At 46.5% G+C, this 26,565-nt stretch carries 14 protein-coding genes; 6 read left to right on the forward strand and 8 right to left on the reverse strand.

The window, feature by feature from the left end; translation table 11 throughout:
* Positions 1-53: 53 nt before the first annotated feature.
* A complete protein-coding gene (locus QUA04_RS12800; protein ID WP_333257580.1) occupies positions 54-1,619 on the reverse strand; it encodes an AAA family ATPase in 1,566 nt (521 codons plus the stop codon).
* Positions 1,620-1,764: 145 nt separating this feature from the next.
* On the opposite strand from QUA04_RS12800, the gene QUA04_RS12805 reads away from it, so the two are divergent.
* The 3 genes from QUA04_RS12805 (at position 1,765) to QUA04_RS12815 (ending at position 3,746) form a co-directional block, all read left to right on the forward strand.
* A complete protein-coding gene (locus QUA04_RS12805; RefSeq protein ID WP_333257583.1) occupies positions 1,765-2,781 on the forward strand; it encodes an adenosine kinase in 1,017 nt (338 codons plus the stop codon).
* A gap of 549 nt (positions 2,782-3,330) precedes the next feature.
* On the forward strand, positions 3,331-3,543 hold the full coding sequence (locus QUA04_RS12810; RefSeq protein ID WP_333257587.1) for a hypothetical protein: 213 nt from the start codon (positions 3,331-3,333) through the stop codon (positions 3,541-3,543).
* 53 nt (positions 3,544-3,596) lie between these two features.
* The gene (locus QUA04_RS12815; protein WP_333257590.1) at positions 3,597-3,746 is read left to right on the forward strand and encodes a hypothetical protein; all 150 of its coding nucleotides are present in this window, start codon (positions 3,597-3,599) and stop codon (positions 3,744-3,746) included.
* 145 nt (positions 3,747-3,891) lie between these two features.
* Here QUA04_RS12815 and QUA04_RS12820 read toward each other — a convergent pair whose 3' ends face one another.
* Positions 3,892-7,779 (reverse strand): S8 family serine peptidase, encoded by a 3,888-nt coding sequence (locus QUA04_RS12820; RefSeq protein ID WP_333257595.1) that lies wholly within the window; start codon positions 7,777-7,779, stop codon positions 3,892-3,894.
* 590 nt (positions 7,780-8,369) lie between these two features.
* Positions 8,370-9,350 (reverse strand): ABC transporter ATP-binding protein, encoded by a 981-nt coding sequence (locus QUA04_RS12825; RefSeq protein ID WP_333257598.1) that lies wholly within the window; start codon positions 9,348-9,350, stop codon positions 8,370-8,372.
* A 110-nt stretch (positions 9,351-9,460) separates the two neighbouring features.
* Here QUA04_RS12825 and QUA04_RS12830 point away from each other — a divergent pair, with 110 nt between their 5' ends.
* Positions 9,461-9,667 carry a hypothetical protein gene (locus tag QUA04_RS12830; protein WP_333257601.1) on the forward strand — a complete coding sequence of 69 codons (207 nt, stop codon included), beginning with the start codon at positions 9,461-9,463 and terminating at the stop codon, positions 9,665-9,667.
* Positions 9,668-9,821: 154 nt separating this feature from the next.
* The gene (locus QUA04_RS12835) at positions 9,822-10,334 is read left to right on the forward strand and encodes an ARC6/PARC6 family protein (protein WP_333257604.1); all 513 of its coding nucleotides are present in this window, start codon (positions 9,822-9,824) and stop codon (positions 10,332-10,334) included.
* A gap of 110 nt (positions 10,335-10,444) precedes the next feature.
* Here the strand turns inward: QUA04_RS12835 and QUA04_RS12840 are convergent, their stop codons facing one another.
* A complete protein-coding gene (locus QUA04_RS12840; protein ID WP_333257606.1) occupies positions 10,445-11,374 on the reverse strand; it encodes a phosphoribulokinase in 930 nt (309 codons plus the stop codon).
* Positions 11,375-12,011: 637 nt separating this feature from the next.
* Here QUA04_RS12840 and QUA04_RS12845 point away from each other — a divergent pair.
* Entirely contained in the window at positions 12,012-13,145 is a 1,134-nt protein-coding gene (locus tag QUA04_RS12845; protein ID WP_333257609.1) for an adenylate/guanylate cyclase domain-containing protein, read from the forward strand.
* Positions 13,146-13,258: 113 nt separating this feature from the next.
* On the opposite strand, the gene QUA04_RS12850 is transcribed toward QUA04_RS12845, so the two are convergent.
* The 4 genes from QUA04_RS12850 to QUA04_RS12865 all read right to left on the reverse strand — a co-directional run bounded on the left by QUA04_RS12850 (position 13,259) and on the right by QUA04_RS12865 (position 25,916).
* Complete coding sequence (locus QUA04_RS12850; protein ID WP_333257611.1) at positions 13,259-14,902, reverse strand: GTP-binding protein; 1,644 nt, start codon at positions 14,900-14,902, stop codon at positions 13,259-13,261.
* A gap of 499 nt (positions 14,903-15,401) precedes the next feature.
* The gene (locus tag QUA04_RS12855) at positions 15,402-16,535 is read right to left on the reverse strand and encodes a hybrid sensor histidine kinase/response regulator (protein ID WP_333257613.1); all 1,134 of its coding nucleotides are present in this window, start codon (positions 16,533-16,535) and stop codon (positions 15,402-15,404) included.
* A 57-nt stretch (positions 16,536-16,592) separates the two neighbouring features.
* A complete protein-coding gene (locus QUA04_RS12860) occupies positions 16,593-17,669 on the reverse strand; it encodes a hybrid sensor histidine kinase/response regulator (protein ID WP_333257614.1) in 1,077 nt (358 codons plus the stop codon).
* Positions 17,670-17,678: 9 nt separating this feature from the next.
* Positions 17,679-25,916 carry a PAS domain S-box protein gene (locus QUA04_RS12865; RefSeq protein WP_445242319.1) on the reverse strand — a complete coding sequence of 2,746 codons (8,238 nt, stop codon included), beginning with the start codon at positions 25,914-25,916 and terminating at the stop codon, positions 17,679-17,681.
* Positions 25,917-26,565: the final 649 nt, after the last annotated feature.

The raw sequence follows: 26,565 nt of genomic DNA on the forward strand, positions 1-26,565 counted from the left end.
GATATTTACAATATTAGCAGACAATCAAATTGGGAAGAACGATCGAACTCCAACTACTCCCCACCAATCAAGTTTAATTGTACCTCTAAGTCTTGCAGGGGATCTACAATGTTTACAGAAATTTGCTCTAATTCTGTAAAAGGTTCAAAAGCTGCTTGCTGCGAACTCAATAGTTCGGCGGTCGCGTCGGCAATATCGCCCCTGCGCTGTTGCAGTCGTTCTCGCAATACTTCAATTGGTGCGGTGCAGTAAATAATTTGCAGGGGCAAGCCGTGGGATAGAGCCTGATTAATCGCATCGGTTCTCAAGTTTTGGCGATCGAACTTGGCATCTAAAATCACATCCCAACCTCGGTCAGCCACAATTATCCCCAACTCTAACAATCTACCATAAGTCTGCGCGGTCATTTCATCCGAGTACAAATCTTGCCCCCCGCGTTCATTTAAAGGAATTCCGCCTAAATGTTTGCGAACAGCATCGGATCGAATGTGAATTGCCCCTGTGCGGCGAGCCAAATATCGAGCTGCTGTACTCTTGCCAGAACCAGACAAACCAGACATCAAAATTAACTTTCCCTGGCGCGGTTTTGTGTATTGCCAAGCCTGTTTATAGTAATTAGCTGCTGTCTGTGAAAGCTCTGCTTTTTTGGCAGTTGAAATAGCAGGATCGTCCAACATTAAGGAAGTTACTTTTGCTCTAACATAAGCTTGACGGCTCAAATACAGAGGCAACAGTTGCAGTCCTTCCCAATCCCCTGTTTGTTCGATGTAAGTATTGAGAAAAGCATTGCCTAAGTCTCTGCGCCCCCGCGATTCCAAATCCATTACAGTAAAAGCGACATCGTACATAACATCAACAAAGCGAAAAGGCTCGTTAAATTCAATGCAGTCGAACAGTAATATTTTATCTTTCCAGAATGCTATATTCCGCAAGTGCAAATCTCCGTGGCACTCGCGAATTTTATTATTGGCAATCCGCAGGTTAAATAACTCTTGATTTTTTGCAAAAAACGCATCACTATAATCTTTAGTTTCCTGATATTGTCTCTGAGTCTGCGGCCCGCCAATATATTTTTGCGAAATTTGGTAATTCTTATCTATTGCTGTGCGAATCTGACTGACTTCGCCAAATCTGCGAATGTAGCTATTACTAATTGCCGTGCTGTGAAAATTGGCAACTTCCCGCCCTAAGTCTGCCATAAGTTGCTCGGTCAACAGTCCGCGTTCCAACAAACTGAGCAAGAGCGAATCTTGAGGAAATTCTCGCATTTTAAGCACGTATTCTACAGCAATTTCGCCAGAAGTTATAGCAGGTAAGCTGCTGCCCAAGTGAAAAGAATCGCCAGTTTGAATAATTGGCAAAACTTCTAGATAAATTTCCGGTGCAGTGCGCTGGTTCATCAGCAGTTCTTGATTGCAAAAATGCTGCCTCTTCTCCAAGGTTGAATAATCAAAAAAGCCAAAGTTAACTGATTTCTTGATTTTGTAAACATAGTCTCCTGTGAGGAGAACAAAAGAGGCATGAGTCTGAATTAGTTGCACGGGTTCTGTTACGCTGTGGGGGTAAAATCCGGGCTGCAACATTTGCTGAATCAGAGGTGGGAGACAAGTATCAGTCATATCGATTTTAGATTTTAGATTTTGGATTTTCGATGAGAGCGATTTGGGCTTGGGGATTTAGATAAAAATAAATTAAAGAAAATAGATGTTGAGTTGAAGTCGATTTATTATAAAGTTGATAATTAGTGTAAACCAAAAATTACTGATGACAGAAAACAATCAAGATTCCCGTTCCGTGGATGTGTTTGGCGTAGGCAATGCCCTTGTAGACATCCTAGCATTGGTAGAAGATGAATTTGTACTCGGTCACGGGCTGAATCGCGGCGGGATGACGCTGATGAATTCGGAAACGCAGGGGGGGATTTTGCACGATTTAGAGCACAATTCGCTGCAAATGCGATCGGGCGGTTCGGCAGCAAATACGATGATTGGTTTGGCTCAGAGTGGCGGTAAAGCGTATTATTCAGGGAAGGTTGCTAAGGATACTAACGGCGAATTTTATCGGCAAGATTTGCTGGCGGCGGGGATTGATTTTAACGTGCATCCTGCTGAGTCGTCGCAGGAGCCCACGGGTACTTGTGTAGTGCTGACTACGCCGGATGCGGAACGCACGATGTGTACTAATCTGGGGGTTTCTACTACTCTGGCTGCGACTGATATTGATGTCGATCGACTGGCTCACTGCAAGTACAGTTATGTTGAGGGCTATCTTTGGGATGCTCCCGATCCGAGAAAGGCTAGCATTGAGACGATGGAACAGTCTAAGCGTCTGGGCGTGAAGGTGGCTTTTACTTTTTCGGATGGCTTTTTAGTCGATCGCTTTGCTGATGATTTTCACAAGGTGGTTTCGGAATATTGCGATGTAATTTTTTGCAATGCTGATGAAGTTCGGAGCTTTTTTAAGGAGGAATCTCTGAAAGAGTGCGCTCGGAAAATGAGCGAGATTTCGGATTTGGCTTTTATTACTAATGGGGAGAAAGGCTGCATGGTGGTGGAGAACAAACAGATTGTTGATGTGGCTGGATTTCCGGTAAAGGCGATCGATACTGTGGGTGCTGGGGATGCTTTTGCAGGGGGTGTTTTGTTTGGACTTACTAACGGTTTGAGTTCTGCACAAGCGGCTCGCTGGGGCAATTATTTGGCTTCTAGGGTGGTGCAGATTCATGGGCCTCGGCTTGAGGGTTCTCAGGCTCATCTTTTGAGTGAGGTGATTTCTGGTTAGGAATTGAAAGGGGCGATCGCACTTTTTGGATTAAGGGCGATCGCTCTTTTTTGAACCGAAGATGAAGGCGGATGAACGGGGAGGGATTAAGGGCGCTCGCGCTCCTTAATATTGCTATTATAGAACTATTGAGTAACTATCCTACAGCGTCATTCTATATGAGTGATTGGATCGTTCAGGGAGATAGTAAATAGGGCTTGAATCACCAATCAATTGCTCTCATGATTGCCCCTAACTTATTCAGCCAGACCTATTTTAGCTGTTTTTTTTGCACCTGACGACCTTTTGTGGGTCAGACAATCCATAGAGTGTTTACTTTCCCAACTTATTAAACAAGCCCTAAGTAGGTGTAAGGTGCGCCGTGCGCCCTTTACAGATAGAGTTAGCACGTAATTCCTAAACCTTATTTCATCAGATAGGGAGGTTCAGATGACCCAAATAAATCCCGCTCCCACTACTGGAACAATTGCGATAGACGTTTTTGCTCAATAAAATGGGCAATATCTTTGTCAGATATCATCATCTCTGAGCGAGCACCCCGACGATCGCATGAATTTTTACGGACAAAGGAAAGAACACGCGATCGCGATCGCCCTGGAACATTTAGCCGACGAGTATCGCGAGAAAGCCGAAGAATCTCCGAATATAGATTCGCTTGCCGTGGAACTTTCAGATTCGGGAGAGCCAATTAATAAATATTACCATGTGATTTTACCCTACGAAAGAATTGCTGAACATGAATCTAAGGTATCCGCTCAATAATTCGGGGCGGACTACCCACTCAGGAACGATTTTGCGTCATTTGAGGTGCATCGTTGAGCGATTTACCCCGGATTATTGAGCGGATACAATCTAAGTTTGAGGCATTCCACAATACGATTATGGAAAATACAGTAGTTGAGAATGCGAAAATTTCAGTGATTGAGATTTCTCCATATCTCGAAATCGAGCGATCGGGATATTGAGGGATAAAAGGGTGATCGCTATTTTGCTTGTTGAAAAAATCCTCAATACAAAGGCGATCGCTCTTTCTGGGAAAACTAAAAATGGTAATCACTTTGTGCGATTTTACGGATAAGTATTTTATGCTAGTAAAATTGGCCGTCCCCCTTACCCTTCTATTGCTTCCTCAACAACAAGTTTGATACTGTAAGGTTTTGCCACACCGTAGTTTTGCAGTTCATAAGCAGGACTTAAAACTAACCCCGCTAAACCACCTGTCTCACCATCTGCTTCGGAAAAAGCAAAATCATCATATAGGGTGTAAGTAAAATTACCTTTCCACTTAATTGTTTGACCTGTTGGTCTTGCTGGGTTATAATCAATCGAAAAATCACTCAATCCAATCTCTTCTTGTTGAGTGCCGTGAATAATAATTCCAAGATTACCGTCATCAAAAGTTACAGGTCCGATATCGTTTGCCCAAGCATAAGAACTCTTTAATTTCTCCTCAAATCTCTCGTTATTTCCCAGAGATTTTTCAGTAAGTAGTTGGGCAACAACATTCTCTATCTTATTTTTAAGCATATCGCGAATGCTCTCAAACTTGCTCTTGAAATCTTCATGGTTTCTTGCTTCTTGAGAAAGTTCATTGTTAGGACTAAGCACGACTTCTGCGTCACCATTATTACCCTCAGCAAAAGTTTTATAGTATGGTATGGTTACCAAGACATTACCACCTTTTGCTATTGTGCCACCCTCAAGGGCAAAAATAAGCTTACCCTTTTGATACTTTGCATCAACAGAGTCCCAAAAACCAAGAGATTCTCCACTCTTGTAACGACCAACGTTCCAGTCATCACCACTACGGTACTCACCGTACCGAGTAGCAATAGAAAGGTAGTTAACTTTAGTATATACAGGTGGCAAGGGAAAATTAGACTGAGGTGGCTCAGTATCCTCCTTTGATCTTTTGGAACCATCGCCTTCTTGATAAGCAGTCGCCTTGTTGCCATTCCAATAGATGTGACCGCCTTCAAAGTATTGAATCTTGTTACCGTTGCCCCGATCGATCTCTCCACTCTTGGGAACTCCCAACCTACCATCAAGCCCGCCTGTTTTCAAGTATTCTTGGCGGATAGCACCGTAAATCGGAAAAGTGCCTTTGGCACTGCTGACGATCGAACCGCGCTCAAATAGTTGATACCTGACATTACCTGAATAGTTGGTAACATCTGAAGTGGGTTTGCCGATCGCACTTTGATACTTGTCGTAAACCGGATAGAATTTGCCAGCAATATTGTGACCGTTGATAGAGGTTGAATTAGGTGACTGTTGCTCTGGCTTTTCGATCGAATTGGCACTCCCGATCGCCGCGCCAGCCGCCGCTCCAGCGGCGCCGCCGACGATGACGGGTGACTGTTGCTCTGGCTTGTCGATCGAATTGTCACCGCCATCAGATGCAGCTACTTCTACGGGAACCTCTATTTTTTGTCCTTCAGAAATTACGTTAGGATTGGAAATGTTGTTGTGTTTGGCAATGAATTTGTAGTAATCGGGAGCAGCGCTGCCCATTGTTTCTCTGGCAATTTCGCTGAGACTATCTCCGGCTTTAATCGTGTAAGATTGCCACTCGTAAGATTTGCCGTTAAATCGATCTGCCGTAGCTCGTTCCATCGGTTTTACGAGTCCTTCGTAACCCCAAGTTTCAGGTGTGGCAAATTCGGCGCGAGTGCTTTGTTGCGGTGCAGTTTCCTTCGCTAACTGCACGGCTTTATCTAAATCCAACAATCCAAAACCTGTTTTCCGATCCCAACCCGGTAAATTGACATCGATCGCACTTTGTTTGAGAATATCAATTACTTGGCGATCGCTCAAATCTGGATTGCTTTCCCACACCACAGACGCCATACCAGTCGCTTTCGCTGCTGCAAAAGAAGTTCCCGTAAGCGCATCTACATCGTTCTCCCCCTCGGCAACTACAGCATCCAAACCATAACCGTAACTGGAATAGGACGATCGGCGCACTCCATCAAAAGCCCCAACTGTCATAATATTGTCAAACTCCTGAGAAGCTTGACCCAAAACCGACATCACACCGCCGTCATTGCCAGCAGCAACCACCACCAGCACTCCATTCTGACGAGCATATTCTAAAGCCGCCCGCTCTCTGGGCGTCAATTCGTAGCGCGTCGTTACCGTGCCTTCAGCGTCAACTTGAGTTAAGTCTAGGCTGAGGTTGACAATCGCATTCCGCTGCCCCTGTGCCTTAACTGCCCTGACAAAATCCGTCAGCGACAAGTCCCACTGCCCGGAACCGCTGGCACGTCCCAGCCAAACAGGGGCGCGATCGTTAATACCGTCAATGCCAATATTATTACCTGCGCGAGCGCCAATCAAACTCCAAACAGCCGTGCCGTGTTCGTTTTCTGCATCAGACGACACTAAAGGGTTGTTGTCACCGTCAATGCGATCGCGCCCCAGTGTCACCTTAGAGTAGTCGAGATCCGGATTGTTGGCAGCAAACCCAGTATCGATAATCCCGATTGTTGGCAGGCTGGGCTTCTTTGGTTCTAGAGGTGGTTCCGGCTCAGCGGGCGGTTGAGTTTGGGCCGGTAACTGGGTATCATCAACAGGCGTTGTTGGCTCTACAGGCGGTGTTGGGTCTACAGGTGGCGTTGGGGCTACAGGCGGTGTTGGGTCTACAGGTGGCGTTGGGGCTACAGGTGGCGTTGCGGCTACAGGCGGTTTTGGCTCCGCAGGTGGCGTTGGGGGTACAGGTGGCGTTGCGGCTACAGGCGGTTTTGGCTCTACAGGAGGTTTTGGCTCCGCAGGTGGCTGTGAGGCTACAGGCGGTGTTGGCTCCGCAGGTGGTAGTGGGGCTACAGGCGGTGTTGGTGCAGGTGTTGGCGCTGGTGCTGGTGTTGGCGCAGGAACAGGTAGCGGTGCAGGTGCAGGTGTTGGTGCAGGTGTTGGCGCTGGTGCAGGTGTTGGCGCTGGTGCAGGTGCTGGTGTTGGTGCGGGTGGAGGCGGTTCTGTATCCGCAGGCGGTTTGCGCTCATCAGGCAGTTTTGAGGTGACATAATCGATCAATTTCTGACCGCCTTCAGATTTAGTCCAATCCTTAGCCGGAGCGATAACTTCTTTCACCTCCACCGCTTTGCCAGTTGCACCCGTCAAACGGAAAATCACATCATCGTAGTCGTAATCTGACTTCGGAGTAATCGATCGATCCTCGATCGCAAATGCCTTACCATCGCCAGTAATATCTGCCACCTGACCCAACAGCCAAGCATCACCCTCGTCACTGCTAGATAGCGAAAACAGCGGACTCTTGTTGCCGCCAATATCGGGTTTATCAAATACTTCCTTAACCGTGCCATCCGGCACCAGCATCACAGCAAATGCTTCTCCAGGATTCATCGCAAACTTTTTCACACCTTTGTAGGAGCCGCTGTTAAGATTTACTTTTCCTAAAGTGCCTCTAAATTGAGGATCGGTTCCTTCTGTAATATCAGAAATCACGACGTGACCCAACACCGAATTACTCAGAGCCCTTTTTGCAGCTTCCTTGATAAACTCCTTAGAGCCTGGAGTAAATTTCTCCATGCCCTGCAAACTAAATATGGCTAATTGTCCTTTGAATCCGCCGCCATCATACAGAAAATCAAAGCCTACTTCACCGGCAGGATCGGGCGTAAAAAAACCGGAGTCAACCTTCAAACCCGTGAGCGGGTCAAATTTGTCATTTACGGCCAGACTAATCTGATAGGTTGTGTCGGAGGAGATGGGAGAAACTTTGAGAGTATAGTCTCCTACGCCCAAATTATCGGTACTGAGAGTTCCGGGCTTTTTGTCGCTAGTTGAGATAGTTTCGATCGGCTTTCCTTGGCTGTCGAGCAGTTCCATTTTCAGACCGCCGCTATAACCTTCCGCCAAGACTTGGAAACTGCCTGCAGCAGGACGATGGAAACGATAAATGTCTGTGGAATCGAGCTTACCAACGAAATCGATATTGAAATAGTTATCCTTCAGACTGCCGAGTTGAATGTTAGACATTTTGCACCCTGCCAACAAACTTACTTGTATTTTAATCAGTCGGCATAATTGAGCGATCGAGTTTCAATACATCTGGGCTGCTTCCCAGATCCGGTCTCTCCCCACAACACAGATATCCGCCCCTTCAAAAATCTACGATTGTAAGCTGCTACCTATCTCTCGGAATTAAGTCTTACTTTTTTCGCTGCAAGCAAACTTTACAGACATTACTTTGTAGGCAGGATATAGTATTAGTTTTGGTTAAAGATTTTTTGAAAGAAAGCTCCTTACTACCTTCTATCTGTTGAGGATACTTTATGTGTGCAAACTTGACAAGCAATCTGAACGATTACCAGCTTGGCGAATTTAGATGTCAGTCAATGAGACAGGACTTACGCACAGCCTCTAAATATAGGGTTTTGTAGGGCAATCGCCCCCGCTGATGAAGAGTCCCTACATCTGGATATGGTGCGTAAGTCCTGCTTGATGTGTTGTGGAACAGGCCGAAGATTCCGTTTTCTGAGTCTCTTAAAGAGGGGCTTCATTTGTGTAGTAGTGCTTTCAACCGCCGGGTTTTAACCGCCGAGTTTCAGCCGCCGATTTTATTGACTTCAACCACTAGAATAAATTCCTCTTTCTTGCAGTTGCTGCATAAAAAACTCTTCCAAACTAGGCTTAGCCAAATTCATCCCAATTAGCTGCCCTCCCGTACCGCTCAGACTAGAAAGAAACTCCTTCGGCTCGCCCTGCAAATGACCGTACCACAAATCATTATCAACTTCCATATCCGGTATCCATTTTTTCAGGATATTCAAGTGGCCACCCCTACCTTCAACCCGGTAAGTTTCAGTATTGCCGAGGAGTTGGTCGATCGCACCAATGCAGATTAACTCACCCTTCGCCAAAATTGCCACTCGATCGCAAATCTTCTCCACATCAGACAATATATGCGAATTAAAAAAAATCGTTTTTCCTTGATTTTTTAGCGATAAAATTATCTCCCGCATCTGATAGCGTCCCATCGGATCTAAACCCGACATCGGCTCATCTAAAAACACCACATCTGGATTGTTAATCAAAGCTTGAGCCATGCCGATCCGTTGCAGCATTCCCTTAGAATACTGGCGCAACTGTTTTTTAATTGCCGCCGATTGAGATAAGCCAACTAAGTCTAGCAAATTCGGAATTCGCTGTCGCTGAATCGAGGGGGGAATTTGAAATAACCCCGCCGCAAATTGCAAGAATTCCCAGCCCGTGAGATAATCGTAAAAATAGGGATTTTCTGGCAAATAGCCGACTCGCTGCTTCACGGTGCGATCGCCCAAAGGCCTCCCCAAAAGCAGCGCCCTGCCAGAAGTGGGCCGCACTATACCCAGCAAAGTTTTCAACAGCGTAGTTTTCCCCGCTCCATTTTGCCCTAACAACCCGAAAGTTTCGCCCTCAGAGACAGTCAGAGTGCAATTTTTGAGCGATTCAATTTTTTCATTCATCCAGAAGCCGGTACGGTAGAACTTCCCCAGATTAAATGTTTCCACCACTGGCGTAGCTCCGGGCATCTCGGTGGGATTTGGCGCATCTATAAGAGGTTCCATTTTCGTAAGCTAAATAAGTAGCACCTGATTATATTCTATTGCATAAGTTAAGTAATAATTGCTCTTTTTAATGTTAAACTAATATTAGCTGCACTTAAAATTTGCTGAATATGGATCGTTCAAAAATTATTGCTATTATCACTGGGGTGATTTCTATAATTTTAGCAGTTGCCTACCTGCTGCTCGTCACCCTCCTCGACTTCCGAGGCGAAATGCTGCCCGCACCTCAAAGTCAGTTGCCAGTCTCCATGCCACTTCAGCAATTAGGCACTGCTAACCCGACTTGGCGAGCACCGAGGATTTATTCTCAATTGTGACAAAAATAATACAATTAAAATTCCGAAATTCCCCCACTACATGATGTAGACCCAATTACTGACCAACTAATGATAGGTTGAGATTATTTTCTAATAATTCTCAATTTAATTTTGGCTAAACACAGTCAATTTAGGATGATTGAGGAATTTAGATATGAAACCGATAATCCTACTCGTTATCTTAACTCCTTTGTGGTTGACTCCGCCCGCGAAAGCGGAAAATATTACTTGTAGCAGACAACCGCTAGCAACAAATTACTGCGAAAATTATATTAGTGAAGCTCCGAATATTACTCTCGGACAAGCTTCGGATTTAATTGGCAAGTGGCTGGATGCAAAGCAGCAAATATTTGCTCCTCCATTCGATCGCCAATTGCTGGCTAAAATGACTACAGGTATTTTGTATACCGATACAGTCAAAGCGATGGACAATCTGATAAACAGCAATTCTCAGTACCGATACGGTGTCCAAAAAGTTGAATCCGTCGAACGCTTTGCAGCATCTGGAAATAAAGCCACTATTGAAGTCAAAGTCACCGAAGATGCCACAGTGTACCGAAATGGCAGAGTCGAGACTAGCAGTTTTAATACTAAGGTAGTTCGCTATACTTTAGAGTATTGGGATGGCATCTGGAAAATTGCAGATTCTCAAATTATGAGCCATTAGTCATGGGTTAGTTGTTATTTGTTACTAATCATAATTGGTAATAGTATTTGAAGCTAATGACCAAGAACCTAATAACAATTAAAAAATAACAACTAACAACTAACAACTAACTAATACACATGAATTGCTTTCATCATGTGATATGCAACTAGCAACTGCGTCAAAGCTAGCGGGTAACTTTGCAAAACTTCGCCAGTTGTGCCGATCAGTTTGCCAATTTCCGGGTTGCCTTGGGCGGTGCAAAATCCCCGCAGGTGTGGCAACTCGCTGCACAAAATCTTTTCTAGTTCGTTTACTTGCTCGCTGGTAGCGTGGGAGTCTACTTCTAAAACGTCAACAGGTTTGCCCATATCGCGATCGAGTCCCAAGCGAATTGCAGGTTTAAAACTCTCGCTGCCTCGACCTAAAATTTCAGTAAAATCAGGGTGAGGAATTGTCGGCCTCAGCACTAAACGGACGCTCAAATTCGATTCATTGTCCGCTTCTGGCGGGTAAAAACTAACTACAACGTCGGCCGATTTGCGCTGCGGACGAATGAAGTCTTCAGAGTCCGGTTCCCGTTTTTTTATTTCTGCAAGCACCTGTTCTTCAGTATAACCGCGCTTCATGATATCGCGCTTAACTTTCCACTGAGTTCGCAACTCTTCGGGAGGAGCAAGATACACTTTTACGTCGTAAGAATCGCGGATTGTTCGAGTTGCGTAACCCAGCAAACCTTCAACTATTACAAATTTGCTGGGCTTGATGTATTCCGGCGGGTCGAATGTACCTGTGGTGTGGTTGTAGATGGGTTTGAGAATTGCTTGTCCGGTACGCAGCAGGCTGAGATGCTGCTGCATGATGTCGAGGTGATTGCAGTCGGGATGCAATGCTGTGATTCCGATTTCGGCCCGCTGCTTTCTGTCGTAGCGATGATAGTCGTCAGTGCAAATCACAGTGACATTTTCTGGCCCTAATACTTGGGCAATTCCCCGCGTCAGGGTGGTTTTGCCCGCTGCGCTGTCTCCGACAATACCGAGAATAATTGGTCGATCGCTCATTGTTTTTACCCGGACGCACAATAGCAAATTTTGTTGTCAATCTTAAATCTTATCAAAATTGTGTTCGATCCGATCGCTCGGTTTGACTTGCTCCCCCTTGGAGTCTCCCCAATCTGTAAAATTCTTGTTATATTTCTTAATATAATGCGGCACCGGAGACTCAGGGAGCATCTGATAAAAAAATCACGCCCATTTCTTACCGCCCACGATGTCGATCGTACTTTTGAATCCAGCTATTGTCAGAATTTCGCTAAAATTACCCCTGCAAAGTATCCGGGTAGTCTCTTTTGTCTTTTGTAGTGCAAATTGCAGCAGTGGGGTTCGTGGGATATTTTTTGTTTTAAAACCGGCCGCAAGCAGTGAATCAATTCGCCAGTCAATCAATCGACGCCCAGGCCGATCGAATTTATCCGCAATATGAAATTTAGCCCCAGCTTTCGCTGTTTTGACAAATTAGTATAATAAATTTGAGTTCAGGAGCCAATCATGCCCTCACAAACCTGTTTTTTTTCCTCTTGCTTGTCTTCGGCAATGCGTCTTTCAGTGAAAAAAAATAGGTTTGGACACACCCGTGCGTAATTTATAAATTTCAACAAATCTTAAGTTTATTAAGTTTAACTAAGCCCGTAGCAAGCCGATGACTCAACCATCTTCAGAAAAATTAAGAGGCAGTATTTTAATTGTGGACGACAGTCTTAACAATTTATTGTTACTGGAGCTGATCTTATCCAGGAAAGGCTATAAAGTAGAAGCTGCATCTAGCGGTCAACAGGCACTCGATTCTGTGGATTTGGCTCAGCCTGACTTGATTTTGCTGGATATTATGATGCCCGATATGGATGGCTATGAAGTTTGCAGTCGATTGAAAGCGAGCGCTAGCACTCGTGGCATTCCCATTATTTTTCTGAGTGCTGTGGTACAAGCTTCTGAGAAGGTGAAAGCCTTTAATGCTGGCGGGGCGGACTACATTACTAAACCTTTTCAAACCGTAGAGGTGATCGCTAGGGTAGAAAATCAATTGCGGCTGCGGGAACTAGAATTGCAACTGAGGGATAAAAATCTGATGTTGCAGCAGGAAATCGCCTATCGGGAACAGGCAGAAAGGGAAACGCGGTTGCTGTTGGAAAAAACCAAGTCTCAGAAAGAAAAAATTGAAGAATTGCTATTAAATATTTTGCCGAAAGCGATTGCAGAGCGCTTGCAGGAGGGGCAAAGCATAATTGCTGACAGCTTTTCGGAGGTCAGCGTTTTATTCGCCGATTTGGTGGGATTTACGAATTTTGCCTCTCAAAAAAGTGCGGCAGAAACGGTGAAAGTTCTGAATCAAATTTTTAGTCTATTTGACGAGTTATCGTTACGGCACGGTTTGGAGAAAATCAAAACTATGGGTGACGCTTACATGGTAGTCGGCGGTTTGCCCGAACCCCAGGAAAATCACGCTTTTGCGATCGCCCAAATGGCACTAGATATGCAAGCTGCTGTCGCTAGCTTCAATGTCGAAAACAATCACAACTTTAGTCTCCGCATTGGGATAAATAGTGGTGGGGTGGTGGCGGGAGTCATTGGTTTAACTAAATTTAGTTACGATTTGTGGGGGGATACAGTAAATGTTGCTCAGCGGATGGAATCAAGCGGTATTCCGGGGGAAATTCAGGTGACTGCTGAGGTTTATGATCGTTTAAAAGATAAATTTTTGTTTAAAAAGCGCGGTGCTGTTGAGATTAAAGGTAAAGGAGAAATGATGGCTTATTTGTTGGTGGGGCGAAATTAGTTTATTACGCCTCGATCGTTCGGCGGTTGAAACCCACCCTAGACCAACTTTCGTCCCAGCAGAGGGGGACTAAGAAACTAGGCGGATATTTAAGCCGGATTTGATATTACTAATTACCACTCATCGTTTCGTTTGTTGCTGTAAGTTTCCCAATCGTCTTGTTGCGGAGGCTGATACAAGGGTTCTGGTTCTATTTCTGGTTCCAATTCCGCTGACATTTCTAATTCGGGTTCCGATTCCTGCTGATAAATGTTCAGAGGTTCGACAACGCGGGCGATCGCATCTTTGACAAATGCTTTTACAAACTCGTCCTTCCGATTTAACTGAAACTGCCTTTGCACAACTTCGGTGATGCCACCATCGCCCCAATCTTGGTCGTGGCGAAAATATTCAATAAAACTTTTACCAGCAATTCTGGTTAAATAAGCGGCGCTGACTGCTTGAATTGCTTTGCCCAGTACAAACCCGGCTACGCTTAGCTGCAACGCCCTTGACACTACTTGAATTACACCTTCAACTATTCCCAAACTTGCTAGGGTTTTTGCTAGAGACAATGCTAATTCTTTGGCGCGATCGATATTTAATTCGCAGCCGTAAATCTTGGCAATTTCTACTACCATTTGAGCGTTAACTGCTGCTGTTGCCAGTAAATCCACAACCGGCAAAGGCGTGACAGCAATTACTCCGGCTCCGATCCACTGAAATCGCTCTACTGCTTTATCAGCTTGCCGCCTCCTTTGAGCGTCAATTAACTTGCGTGCTTGGTCTCCCAAGTGCTGAGATTGCAGCAAAATATTGTCCGCAATTAAGTCTTCGCCTTCGGCTCGCAAAATCGCAGCGACGCGCCGAATTAATGGCATAATATCCTGGTCTGGCTGAAAAATTGTGCCGTCTTCTAGTACAACTTTTTGCGGATTGGCGCTAATGGCTACTACATCCATTGCTGATACAAAACCCTTGACTCGCTGCCGCAGTCGATCGAGAATTTCATCTCGGTCGGTGTCGGGATAAAGGTCAACTTTATTAAAAACCACGATCGACCTTTTGCCAATTTCCGCCAAAGTCCGCAGCGGTTCGTACTCGGATTTTCGCAAATCGCCGTCCAACACAAATAAGATCAAATCTGCCCTCGCCGCCAACTGCCTCGCCAATTCTTCTCTGTAAGTCCCCGCAACTCCCGCTTCCAAGATACCTGGGGTATCAGTAATTGCTAATTCTCGATCGATTCCTTTCAATTTCAGAGTGTAAGTTTCCCCAACTTCGGTAGTTCCCATCGGCGCGCCCACCTGTCCCGCCATCCGCCCCACCAGCGCATTCACAGCGGAAGTTTTGCCCGCAGAACCGGTGCCGAAAACCACTACTCGAACGCTGCCCCGAGCCATGCTAGCTTCAATTTCGCGAGCTCTCAACAGCAAAGCTTGCCGCGCTACTTCATCTTGAATGCGATCGACTTGTTGCCGAATTGCTTTGAGATTTTCCGAAGCTGCTTCACTTTTGACAACAGGAATCTTCGGAGTAATCGGCCGTTTTCCCTTAACTTTCTGGGGGCGTTGCAGCAGCCTAAAATAGTAAACCAGCGCAAAAATTAGGGTTCCCAAAAGTACAATTATCAGGAAAATCAGCAAATTAGCAAGCAGCGGAGAGGCAGACCACGCAACTTGACTGTAAAGCCCTGTTAAGGAACTCACCAGCCCAATAATCAGCCCCAGGGTGAGGCAGAAAGCAGCAATTAAGGTTAACAGGCGCGGCAAAGGCATGAGGGGAGTGGCAAATAAAAGGGTTATGCTTTGATTTTTACATTACCCCGATAGTCCTCAGTCATTGCACATCTAAAATCTAAAATCTAAAATCTAAAATGGCGAAGCGCCAGATCGTACTGCGCGAGCCCGCAAATCCCGATTCTGTCGCACTGCGGGCGCGATTTGCAGGGTTTTAGTGGTAGCGGGTGCAGATGGAGTGCGATCGCGCCGGAGTCTGCAATTGTAGCTTACACGAGAACTAAGTAAGTCGGTGGGAAAATTCGCCAGTATGTAACAAAAGATTAAGTAGGGTGATTCGAGTTAAATTTAATAGGTTGTGTACGGTTTTTTCTTTAGCTTCTATTCCATGAATTAGCGCAGAAGCAAGCTCTAATTAGGAGTCAAATATTTATCCTGCTAGTTCATCTTTTTTGATCTGTTGCCGCTCCCCTGCAAAGAAATTTATTCCTTCTCAATCTCCATAACGATACCACCGAACTTGATAGAAAAACTCATGCTAATTGCGGACAATCGGCAGAGTGAGATGTACCGTTGTTTCCTTTGGATAGATACTGGTAATTGAGAACTCTCCTCCTGCTAGTTCGACTATTTTCTGGACAATTTTTAAGCCGATACCAGTACCCTGTTGCTCATACTTCTTGCGATCAAACTGCATGAAGGCACCAATTTTAGCAATTTGCTCTTCTGTCATGCCCTGCCCCGAGTCTTGTACAGATAAATGCAGCATCTCCCCTACGACTTGACTACTAACTTTAATAGTTGTCTCTGGTGGCGAGAATTTCAGTGCATTATCAATTAATTCATAGAGCAGCCTTGATAGATATCGCTCTGATAGAGCGATTTCTGCTTCCTCAAGAGTGAACAACAGATCGTTGCTACGATTGACCTTCTGAGCCTGGTATTTCAACTCGGCTTCAATGGCGGAAGCAGAAAATTCAGTCCGCGCAGATTCGATCTTGTGCTGTTGACTTGCGGATAGTTCTAATCCTAAATAAATCAGGAATTTTTTCGTTAATGTTTCTAGGCGACGGGCAGATTCATGTGCCCAGCCTAATATCTCACGGATTTGGGCGATCTCCATGTCTTCGAGCTCGTCCTTGAGCCACGCGATCGTGCCTAAGATGCCATTGAGGGGCGTATTCAGTTCGTGGGATAGAGTAGAAGCTAAGTTACCACGCAGCTCATTGAGGGTGCTGTCCAAGAGATTGATGGTATTTTCTTGGATGTGGTATAAGTTCTGGATATTATCATACTGTTGTTTGATTCTGAGCATTGAATGCACGCGAGCACGCAGTTCAATAGCATTTACAGGTTTACTGATGAAGTCGTCGGCTCCGGCAGTTAGACAGTTGGCAAGATCTGATTTTGAGCTTAATGCTGTCACCATAATGATGGGAACGGCTTGCCATTTTGACATGGCTTTGATTTGCCGACAAATCTCGATGCCGTCTATTCCCGGCATCATCACATCCAGCAAAATAAGATCCGGATCAAATAGGTCGAGGGATGCGATCGCCTCTTGCCCGCTGGCAGCGTAATGCAATTGGTAATCCTGCTCTGATAACAGGGTTTCAATCACATCAAAGTTATCCGGCTCGTCATCAACAATTAAGATAGAGAATTGAGACATAATTGCCACCCGTTCAACAATGTAAAAAGTTTTATGACTTCACGTGATAGCCATCAGCTAGGCGGCCAAACTGATTTCAAAAATGGCTCCTTGTGGTTGATTACTTCTTACAGAAATGTCACCCCCATGTGCCTCAACGACCATTTTGCAGAAAGCTAAACCCAAGCCTATTTGAGAGACATCCAACATCAGATTTCCAATCTCGTATTTCTCAAAAATCTTGTGCCGCAATGTATCAGGAACACCCGGCCCAGAGTCTATAACCTGGATTTTGGCGTTGCCCGATGTGGGTAATTCTACATTCAGTATGATTTGACTATTGGGTGGGGAAAACTTAATGGCATTCGAGAGGAGATTATCCAGCGTTCGATGTATCATGGTGGCATCAACCGAGACTTTCCTACTGGTTTTTTCTGGTAATTGAGCGACCAGCGACTGATTTTTTTTAGCAGCGATAGCTTCAAAGTTTGATATGGCAGACTTTACGAGATCGCACAGATAAATCTCTGTGTAATTGAGACGGCTTTTACCGGATTCTAGTAAAGCAATTTGCAATAAATCATCAATTAATAGCTGTATTGCTTGTGCAGAAGAGTAAAGTCGAGTCAGTTGGGTTTGTAGTTTTTCTCTAGGATACTCTACGCTTTTTAGGAGTTCCAAGCCAAGCAAGATACCAGCCAGGGGATTGCGTAAATCGTGGACTACCATTTTAACCATATCTTCCCGCAATTTGAGTAAGCTTTGCAGGTCGTCATATTGGTGCTTAATTCGCAGCATACAGTGAACTCTGGCACGTAGTTCAATAGCATTTACAGGTTTACTAATGAAGTCGTCAGCGCCGGCAGTTAGACAATGGGCAAGGTCAGATTTTGAGTTTAATGCTGTCACCATCATGATGGGAACGGCTTGCCATTTTGGCATGGCTTTGATTTGCCGACAAACTTCGATGCCATCTATTCCTGGCATCATCACATCCAGCAAAATAAGATCAGGCTCAAATATGTCGAGGGATGCGATCGCTTCTTGCCCGCTGGCAGCGTAATGCAATTGATAGTCTTGCTCGCTCAAGAGCGTTTCAATTACATCAAAATTATTGGGATCGTCGTCAATGATTAAAACGGATGGTCTGTTCACGGGTTATCTTTACTTAGAAGCTAAAAGTTGTTGAATAGTGCTTGCCAATTGCTTCAGCTTGACGGGTTTGGTGAGGTAATCATTGGCTCCGGCGGCAAGGCAACGATCGCGATCGGCCGTCATGGCTAAGGCAGTTAGGGCAATGATTGGCAGATCAACTAAGTTTGGATCGCAGCGAATACGCTGCATAGCTTCTAGACCATCCATACCAGGCATTTGAATATCCATCAAAATTAGATTGGGGTTTTCAGACTGCGCCAGGGCGATCGCCTCCTCTCCATTCTTAGCCAAGAGAATGCGATAGCCTTTAGCTCTCAGGTAGCTCGAAATCGTAGTGATATTAGCTTCGTTGTCTTCCGCCAGCAAGATTAAGGGAGAGCCTCCCTGTTCGGGCTGGCTGGGTTCGATGCGGGACTCTGTTTGGGATTCCAGGTAAACAGAGGATGGCCCACAAGCAGCGCAGGGAAGGTCGATCGTGAAGCAACTTCCTACACCCACAGTGCTGGTGAGCCCCACCTCCCCGCCGTGGAGTTCGACAATGCGTTTCACCAGGGCAAGCCCCAAGCCAGTGCCTGTGTATTGACGATTCAGCGCGCCATCGATTTGGATAAAGGGCTGAAACAGTTTATTGATATGTTTTGGGGCAATACCAATACCTGTATCGATGACGGCAATTCGCAGGGTCTCTTTGACCAAAAAATGGGGTGGGGAATCGGCAGAATCTTGGTCGGCAGGGCGCTGTTGACGGCTGACTTCTAGGGTTATGCGTCCTCCGTTAGGAGTGAATTTGACAGCGTTATTGAGCAGGTTGATCAAGACTTGGCGCATACGCCGTTCATCAATTAATAAGTCGGGCAGATTGAGTGGCATTTGAATCTCTAGCTGGATGCGTTTTTGTAGGGCTTGTTGTTTGATAAATGCCATACTTGATTGACAGAGATGATTGATTGAAACTGGGGTGCAATCGAGTTCCATTTGGCCAGATTCAATTTTGGCGACATCCAAAATGTCGTTGATTAGCTCTAGCAAGTGAGAGCTACTGCGATCGATGGTCTGTAAAGCTTTGATTTGTTGTTCGTTGACGATGCCAAAGACTTGCTCTTGTAGCCCCTCGCTCATGCCCAGGATGGCGTTAAGAGGCGTGCGGAGTTCGTGGCTCATGTTGGCGAGGAATTCGTCTTTGAGACGGGTAGCACGGGCGAGTTCTTCGTTAGAGACTCCCAGTTGTTGGTTGCGCTCGGTGAGCTGCTGCTGGGCTTGTTGTCGTTCGGTGAGTTCTTGCTGCAACTGCTCAAATAGGCTAGCTTGTTGAATTGCGATCGCCAACTGGTTGGCAATTTGTTGCAGGAGTTGCGCTTCAGACTCTTGCCATATTCGTTGTTCTCGACAGGCATGGACGACTAAAACCCCCCAGAGCTTCTTGGTTTGCCCTGGGGCAATCCATCTATGGCTTTCGCTGCTTCGGACTTCTTGCAGGATAGGTGCAACGATTTTGGACTGGACTTGACCAGCGCTTGCGTATTCCACCAAGCAATCAGTCCAGATATCGGTCATTACATCGGGGACGATGCGGGGCTTGCCCTGCCAGTACCGGTTGAGGATTTCTTGCGACCACCGTTCGTCCTCCCAGTGATGGTCTTTGAGCGCGGGGAACTCGCTAGACACAGCTTCTTCAACAATTTGACTTCTGCCATCCCCAAATAGCCGGAACACGATAATCCGATCGCCTTGCAAGATTTCTTTGACTTGCTGTGTCACAGTCGCCAAAATTTGATTAATATCCAACGATTCGCGAATTTGCTGGGCGATGAATCCCAAAGTTCGCTGCCGTTGCAGTTGTAAAGCGATCGCATTTTCTGTTTGCTTGCGGATAGCCAGTTCCGATTGTACCTGTTCGTAGAGGTAAGATTGCTGAATTGCGATCGCTAATTGGTTAGCAATTTGTTTAAGTAAATTGATTTCCCCGTCTTGCCATTGGCGCGGACGATCGCATTGATGAACAATCAGCAACCCCCAGAGGGTTTGATTCTGAATAATTGGAACTACGAGTTTGGCTCTAACCTGGATGTCTGCGAGAAATTCGACTAAGCAAGGTACGATTGACTCGTTTTCATCTTCGCTATCGTTGAGGGCATAAACTCTTCCTTGGATATAGCGATCGTAGTTCTCTTCGGGGAAAACCTCTTCTGGGAATAGGATATCTAGGAGCTTAAGCCTATTTGGCGAAACAGATTCAGCAATGGCAGCCCCCGTCCCTTCAGGAAAAACCCGATAAACGAGCGTTCGGTCTGATTGCAAGAGCTGATGGATTTCCTCAACAGTGCTATTGAGAATCTCGTCAAGATTCAGAGATGATCGCATCCGTTTAGTAATTGCTCCCAGCAAACGTTCCTGTTTTGCTTGTTGTTGCAATCTCAGTTCGGCTTCTTTGCGATGGGTGATATCCTGAAACGTGCCTACCAGACCAATAATATTACCTGAGCAGTCTCGCAGGGGAGCCTTGTGGGTTTCGATAAATATTGGTTTACCATTGGGTAGGGTTAGCGTTTCTTCGAGCCCTAAGATAGGTTCACCCGTTTCCATTAACCGCCGATCCATCGCACAATAATCGTTCGCCTCGACTTCTTCCTGGCAAATATCTAAATCTCTTTTACCTATACTTTCGATCGTAGAGGGCAAGCCTAGAGTTTTGGCAAACTGCTGATTGCATCCTAAAAAAACAGACTCTCGATTCTTCCAAAATACGGAGAGCGGGATGGTATCGAGTACCGTTTGCAGAAACTGCTGAGATTCCTGCAAAGCCTTCTGGGCTTGTTTGCGATCTGTGATGTCTACTAATACACAAATAGTTTGATCCTCTGAGCCTGGAAGAAGTGCGGCTCCGAGCAGGACAGCAATCCGGCTGCCATCCTTACGGTAGTATTCCTTTTCCAAGGACTCGATCTCGCCATCCTGTGTCAGGCGCTCGAGCGCTGAAAAATCAGCGGGGAGATATTCGGGGGGGGTCATGGCATCCCAATGAATCATCCCAGCATTTAGTTCCTCCCTAGTGTAGCCAACCATCTGTAAGAAGCGATCGTTGGCATCGGTAATGTTCCCCTGAAAATCGGCAAACATCATGCCGCTCACACTGGAATCAAACACCCGGCGGAAGCGCATTTCACTGCTTTCCCTGGCGAGCTCAGCTTGTTTGCGATCGCTGATATCCGATAAAATTCCCTGGATGCTAATCAATTCCCCTTCTGCATTTATAACGGGTGTGGCGCTGCTTCTCACCCAGACATAATTGCCATCTCGGTGGCGGTGTCGGAACTCATAATCACTTGACTTTTTACCAAATTTGATATTCTCCCGATAACCAGTAACCACCAAAGAGCGATCGTCTGGATGCACCAGATATATAAACGACTTACCAATCCATGCACTCTCCTCCCAGCCAAACATCGTCTTGAATTGCGGTGACAAATAAGTGAGTATGCCATCGGGTTCACATGACCAGATCAAATCATTAGCCCCTTCTACCAGCCGCCGGAATTTAGCTTCACTCTCTGCTAATGCCGCTTCGATCTGTTTGCGATCGCTGATATCCCGGCATACACAAATCAATAATCCATCGTCTGTGAGGGTGAGGGACAGCCCTTGGGCAAAGGTAGAGCCATCTTTGCGGAGGGCAATCGCCTCTCCCTCCCAAGCGTGATAGCGCCTCAGCACCGGAAAGAGTTCCTGATCAAACCGTTCTAACTCGTGTTGGGAATACAAAAGTTGCCAAGTTTTGCCCAGCAGTTCTTGGGGATGTTCGTAGCCAAACAATTCTAGATGGGCTTGATTCAAATAGAGGTAGGTATCTCCTTGGAGAATCGCAATGCCCTCGATCGCCGCCTCAATTGCCGCCAGTTGTATTTTTAGGGTTTCTTGGGTTTGTTTGATATCGCTAATATCGGCACAATAGCCAACAATCTCGGTTGGGCGACCTTGTTCATCTCGCACTAGGCGCATTCCATCCCGTATCCAAACGTAGTAACCATCGCGATGCAAAAATCGATATTCATGCTGATGAGTGTCGTACTCAAAGAGAGCCGATAGATCTGCCAAAACTCTAGGGGCATCTTCTGGGTGAAGATGGTTAATCCAGAAGCTGGGGGTCGATACAACTTCTTCTGGCTTGTAGCCCAAAATGGCTTCGATATTTTTGCTGATGAAGGTTGACTCATAGTCGCGATAGGGCTTAGAGCTATAGATCATCGCGGGACTGGATGCCAGAAGAAATTCGAGACGTTCTTTCAACAGGCGATTTTCTCGCTCTGTCTGTTGGCGATGGGTAATGTCTTGGATCAGGGCCAGCGCATAGAGATGTCCATCATCAGCCGATAGGATAGAGGTGGAAATGGAGATAGTGCGCCGCTGTCCATCTTGACGCTGGATTTCCCTTTCCACAGTGATCGGCTGCATCTGTTTACAGTTGGCGATCGCCTGTTCTCGATCTTCTAGATTCGGGTACAAGGTTTGATACCACCCCAGACGGTTAATTTCTTCTAAGGTGTAACCCGTAATCGTTTGCATTTGCTGATTCCAGACTGTGAAGCCGACAAAGGGAAACTCCTCAACTTCATGGAAAACGCACAGCCCTTCTGCCATGTTTTCTACAATTTGTTGACGGAAAGTATTTTCCTGCTGAAGCGTTGCTTCGGCCAACTTGCGATCGGTAATGTCGAAGCGAATGGCTAGATACTGAAAAGGTCGGCCTTGTTCGTCCAAAAAGGGGACGATGGTGGTGGCGACCCAGTACAGGCTACCGTTTTTTGCCCGATTGCAAATTTCACCCCGCCAAATCTGACTGCTGTTAATGGTGCGCCACAAGTCTTGGAAAAAAGCAGGGGGATGATAGCCAGAGTTGACAATGCGATGGGTTTGTCCGATCAGTTGATCGCGGGAGTAGCCAGAGACTACACAGAAGCGATCGTTGACGTAGGATATCACCCCTTCGCGATCGGTGATGACCACAATGGCAGACTGATCCAAGGCCTGTTTAAAGGCTGATAATTCTTGAATTAACTGCTGTCGTTCTAGTTCAGCTTGTTTGCGAGCACTAATATCAAAGTTGATCCCAATCATGCTCTGGGGATTACCTTGAGCATCTGGCACCACCACTCCATTGGCTTTAATAAAGTGGAGGCTGCCATCTGGATGTAACACTCGAAACTCGGTATCAACTTCTGTCTGTCCTAAGATGGCTTGCTGAACCAATGTTTCGGTGGCGATGCGGTCATCGGGATGTAGCGCGTTTGCCCAAATGTCGTAAAGCACAGGGGAATCAGATTGTTTTGTGACACCGTACAGTTCGTACATCCGCTCATCCCAAAAGACGGTGTTCTGTACAAGATCGAAGTCCCAACAAGCGATCGCCCCTGATTTGAGAGACAAAGCTAGGCGATCCGATACTTTCTGTAGTTCCACTTCTGCACGTTTGCGATCGCTAATATCTTGGGCGATGCCTAAAAAGCCGATAATTTGCTGATTGACATCCTTGAGGGTGCTGATGGATAGCGACATAGGAAATCGACAACCATCTTTGCGGATATAGGTCCACTCTTCTTCGCTGACAATACCTTGGCGTGCTTTGGCAACAAGAACCTCAAAGCCGGGGGGAATATTTTGCCCTAGTTCCGCAGATAGTGATGCTGCCCGGTTCATTACCTCATTTGCATCGTGGAAGAGTGCGGGGGAGGCTTTGCCGATGATTTCTTGAGCACTGTAACCCAGCATTTTTTCGGCTCCAGCATTAAAGGTCTGGATGATGCCAGTTGGGTCAGTGGAGATGATGGAGTAATCAGTACCATTGAGGATGGCGCGTTGCAGGCTGTTGACTTGCCAAAGCTCTTGGGTGCGTTCTTCGACTTTTGCTTCTAGCTGTTGGTTGAGTTCCTGGAGTTGTTGTTCGGCAAGTTTGCCATCGTTAATGTCTGTAGTAGTTCCTACATACCCGACTACTTGCCCGTCTGCATCCAGTTCGGGAACGGACTGCCCATATACCCAAACCACAGCACCGTCGGGATGTTGAAAGCGATATTCGAGTTGGAAAGAGCCACTTTCTTGGATAGATTGCTCCCATTCGGCGATGACCCAATCGCGATCGTCGGGGTGTAGCCCTTGTTGCCATCCTTCCCCGATGGCGGTTTTTGGGGTGAGTCCGCTGATCAGACACCACCAATCGTTAACATAGATGCACTTGCCCGCAGCATCAGCGCGGAAAATCCCCACTGGTACGGCTTCCACTAGGCTGACGTAGCGTTCTTCGCTTTCTTGCAGGCGGGCTTCAGTTCGTTTGCGATCGCTAATGTCAGTAATGGTGCCTATATAGCCGCTCCGATGTCCATTGGCATCGAGTTCGGCGACGCCTTGCCCATAAACCCACGTTACCCCACCGTCGGGACGTTGAAAGCGATATTCGAGTTCAAAAGAGTCGTTACCTTGGATGAATTGCTCCCATTGGGCGATGAGCCAATCGCGATCGTCGGGGTGCACTCCTTGTTGCCATCCCTGTGCGATAGTGGCTCCTGGTCTGAGTCCGCTGAGCTGAAAGTAGCGATCGTTGACATAGGTGCATAGCCCCTCCGCATCGGTGCGAAAAATCCCCACCGGAGCAGCAGCGGCAAGGGCGGCGTAGCGTTGTTCGCTCTCGAACAGGGTGGCTTCGATCCGCTGTCGTTTTACCAGTTCATTCTGCAATTTTTGCTGGATCATGGATTGCCCAAGGGCGATCGCCACCTGTAGAGAAACTTGTCGCAGGAGTTCGATCTCGTCAGTCGTCCAAGAGTGTGCAGTGGCTCGATAACTGGCGATCATTAATCCGCGCAGTTGTTCCTCAATCACGATCGGCACCATCAGCTTGGCGCGAATATCAAACCCCACTAACATTTCCTGATGGCACAGGGTCATTTCTTCGCCGTAGATGTCGTTGATGACGCGAATTCTGCCCTGGCGATAGGGTTCAAGCCATTCTGGGCTCATGCAAGGATCGTGGGCTTCCCTATGAAGCACCGATCGCCCAGTGTCGGTAATCGCTTCCGCAATCACGGTGCCGCTAAAGTCAGGCCCAAACTGGTAAATGATGACGCGATCGCACCCCAGAAGCGAGTGAATTTCCTGCACTGTAGTATGCAGAATATCTGACAAATTCAGGGACGAGCGGATCTGCTCGGCAATGGTATTGAGAAGTTGCTCTCGATCGGCCTTTGCTTGGAGGGCGGCTGTCCGAGCTTCCACCTGCTGCTCGAGCTCAAGGTTGCGATTTGCCAGCAGCGCCACCTTTTCCGCCTCTAGGCGCACCACTTTCTCTTCCCACTTCTGGACCAGTTTGTATAGCTCCAGCGGGTTGAGGGCTTGCAGCAAACTGGTCTGGGTGACGATGCCTAATAGTTCTCCTAGCTCCCCCGTCACCGCCAACCGACGGATTGATCGCTGCTCCATGATCTGCTGCACAGTCCAGAGCGACTCCTCTGGCTTGACGTTAAAAATCGGCGTACTCATTACCGCCTCAGCTAGACAGGTTTCCAGGTTCAAGCCCAATGTCTGAAATTGCACAATATCCCGCTCGGTGAGAATCCCCACTGGAATTTGTAGCGGTTCAGTAGAGATTCCGCTCAAGTGCACAATCATCACGCAACTGACGCGATGCTCTGCCATAAGTTGGGCAATCGCCAGTAGGGAACAATCTGGCGCAGCACAAATCACTTCGCGGGTCATCACTTCTGCTACCATACGCAACCGCAGCAGGTCGATCGGTCGAGAGGCGTGGCGCAGACTTTCGTTAGTCACTAAGCCCACTAGGCGATCGAGTTCGTCCACGATGGGCAAATGGCGAATCTGCTGCTGCTGGAGCAGATTAATCGCCAAAAATAAATCGGTGAAGGCGGACTCGCGGAGGGTGACGACTGGATGTGTCATCACCTCCCGGAGCGCCAAATTCTCCAAGGAACGCTGCTGGGCACTCAGCCGCACCACGTCTCGCTCGGTCAGTACGCCGACCAATTGCTCGTTTTCCACTACAAACACGCAGCTCGATCGCGCCTCTAGGTGGAGGTCGTCGAGTTGACCATCCGCCGTTCTAGCGGTGTTGCAGAGCGATCGTACGCCACTCATTTGGGCGATCGTATCCATCACCGTCGTATCGGGCGAAACCACCAAGGGCTCCCGGACGATCGCAGTCGTGAGTTCTATTGGAGTGAGAGCCGTAGTACGCATGAACATGAGTTTATAGGGTTTTATTGCTGATTATTTTTTTAAACACTTCGCCTTAAAAACATGAGCTGATAGCGTAGTCTGGGGTCAACGATAGTAACGAGAAGAGTTACTTAGCTGCACGACATTCTCTAAATATTATATTTACTTAATGTTCGCTTCTGCATGAAAGGACTTAGGGAAATTCGGCGACTCTAAGGTAACGATCTCTTATCACTTTCATGAGATAATAAAAACAGAAAGTAACGCTCTTTCATCACTTTCATGAGATAAAAAGAGAAAGTGCCGTAAACCATTTACGAATATGTTTAAGCTCGGAGAACCGGCCGTAACCATAAAATTTGTTGACGATTGACGATTACTGTGAATTATACAGAGCATACAGAACACTATTCCCCGAAGTGAGAATTTGTGAGGCGTTTAATTACTTTTATGTGGGGATTTTCTGAGATTAAGCGTAAAATACTACCAGCAATATCTCGTGTAGTGGGATTAAGCAATGAACAAAAACTCTGGCATTTTCTAAGCAAATTACTTGCAAAGTATAACGTTTGAGAGAGGCTAGATTAAACCTTATTCTACCAGGGTAAGAGCATCTCAATCAGCCTTGACAAAAGGATTTGAGAAGAAGCATCATGTATTCATCATTCATTGCAGC

Source organism: Microcoleus sp. S13_C5 (assembly GCF_036700845.1).
In the GTDB taxonomy this organism is placed as follows: Bacteria; Cyanobacteriota; Cyanobacteriia; order Cyanobacteriales; family Microcoleaceae; genus Microcoleus.

Bases quoted from the DNA above. Each gene is read 5' to 3' on its own strand.
- QUA04_RS12820 (WP_333257595.1), bottom strand. From the start codon at position 7,779: ATGTCTAACATTCAACTCGGCAGTCTGAAGGATAACTATTTCAATATC.
- QUA04_RS12845 (WP_333257609.1), top strand. From the start codon at position 12,012: ATGACTCAACCATCTTCAGAAAAATTAAGAGGCAGTATTTTAATTGTG.
- QUA04_RS12810 (WP_333257587.1), top strand. From the start codon at position 3,331: ATGAATTTTTACGGACAAAGGAAAGAACACGCGATCGCGATCGCCCTG.
- QUA04_RS12840 (WP_333257606.1), bottom strand. From the start codon at position 11,374: ATGAGCGATCGACCAATTATTCTCGGTATTGTCGGAGACAGCGCAGCG.
- QUA04_RS12835 (WP_333257604.1), top strand. From the start codon at position 9,822: ATGAAACCGATAATCCTACTCGTTATCTTAACTCCTTTGTGGTTGACT.
- QUA04_RS12830 (WP_333257601.1), top strand. From the start codon at position 9,461: ATGGATCGTTCAAAAATTATTGCTATTATCACTGGGGTGATTTCTATA.
- QUA04_RS12825 (WP_333257598.1), bottom strand. From the start codon at position 9,350: ATGGAACCTCTTATAGATGCGCCAAATCCCACCGAGATGCCCGGAGCT.
- QUA04_RS12805 (WP_333257583.1), top strand. From the start codon at position 1,765: ATGACAGAAAACAATCAAGATTCCCGTTCCGTGGATGTGTTTGGCGTA.
- QUA04_RS12850 (WP_333257611.1), bottom strand. From the start codon at position 14,902: ATGCCTTTGCCGCGCCTGTTAACCTTAATTGCTGCTTTCTGCCTCACC.
- QUA04_RS12855 (WP_333257613.1), bottom strand. From the start codon at position 16,535: ATGTCTCAATTCTCTATCTTAATTGTTGATGACGAGCCGGATAACTTT.
- QUA04_RS12865 (WP_445242319.1), bottom strand. From the start codon at position 25,916: ATGTTCATGCGTACTACGGCTCTCACTCCAATAGAACTCACGACTGCG.
- QUA04_RS12800 (WP_333257580.1), bottom strand. From the start codon at position 1,619: ATGACTGATACTTGTCTCCCACCTCTGATTCAGCAAATGTTGCAGCCC.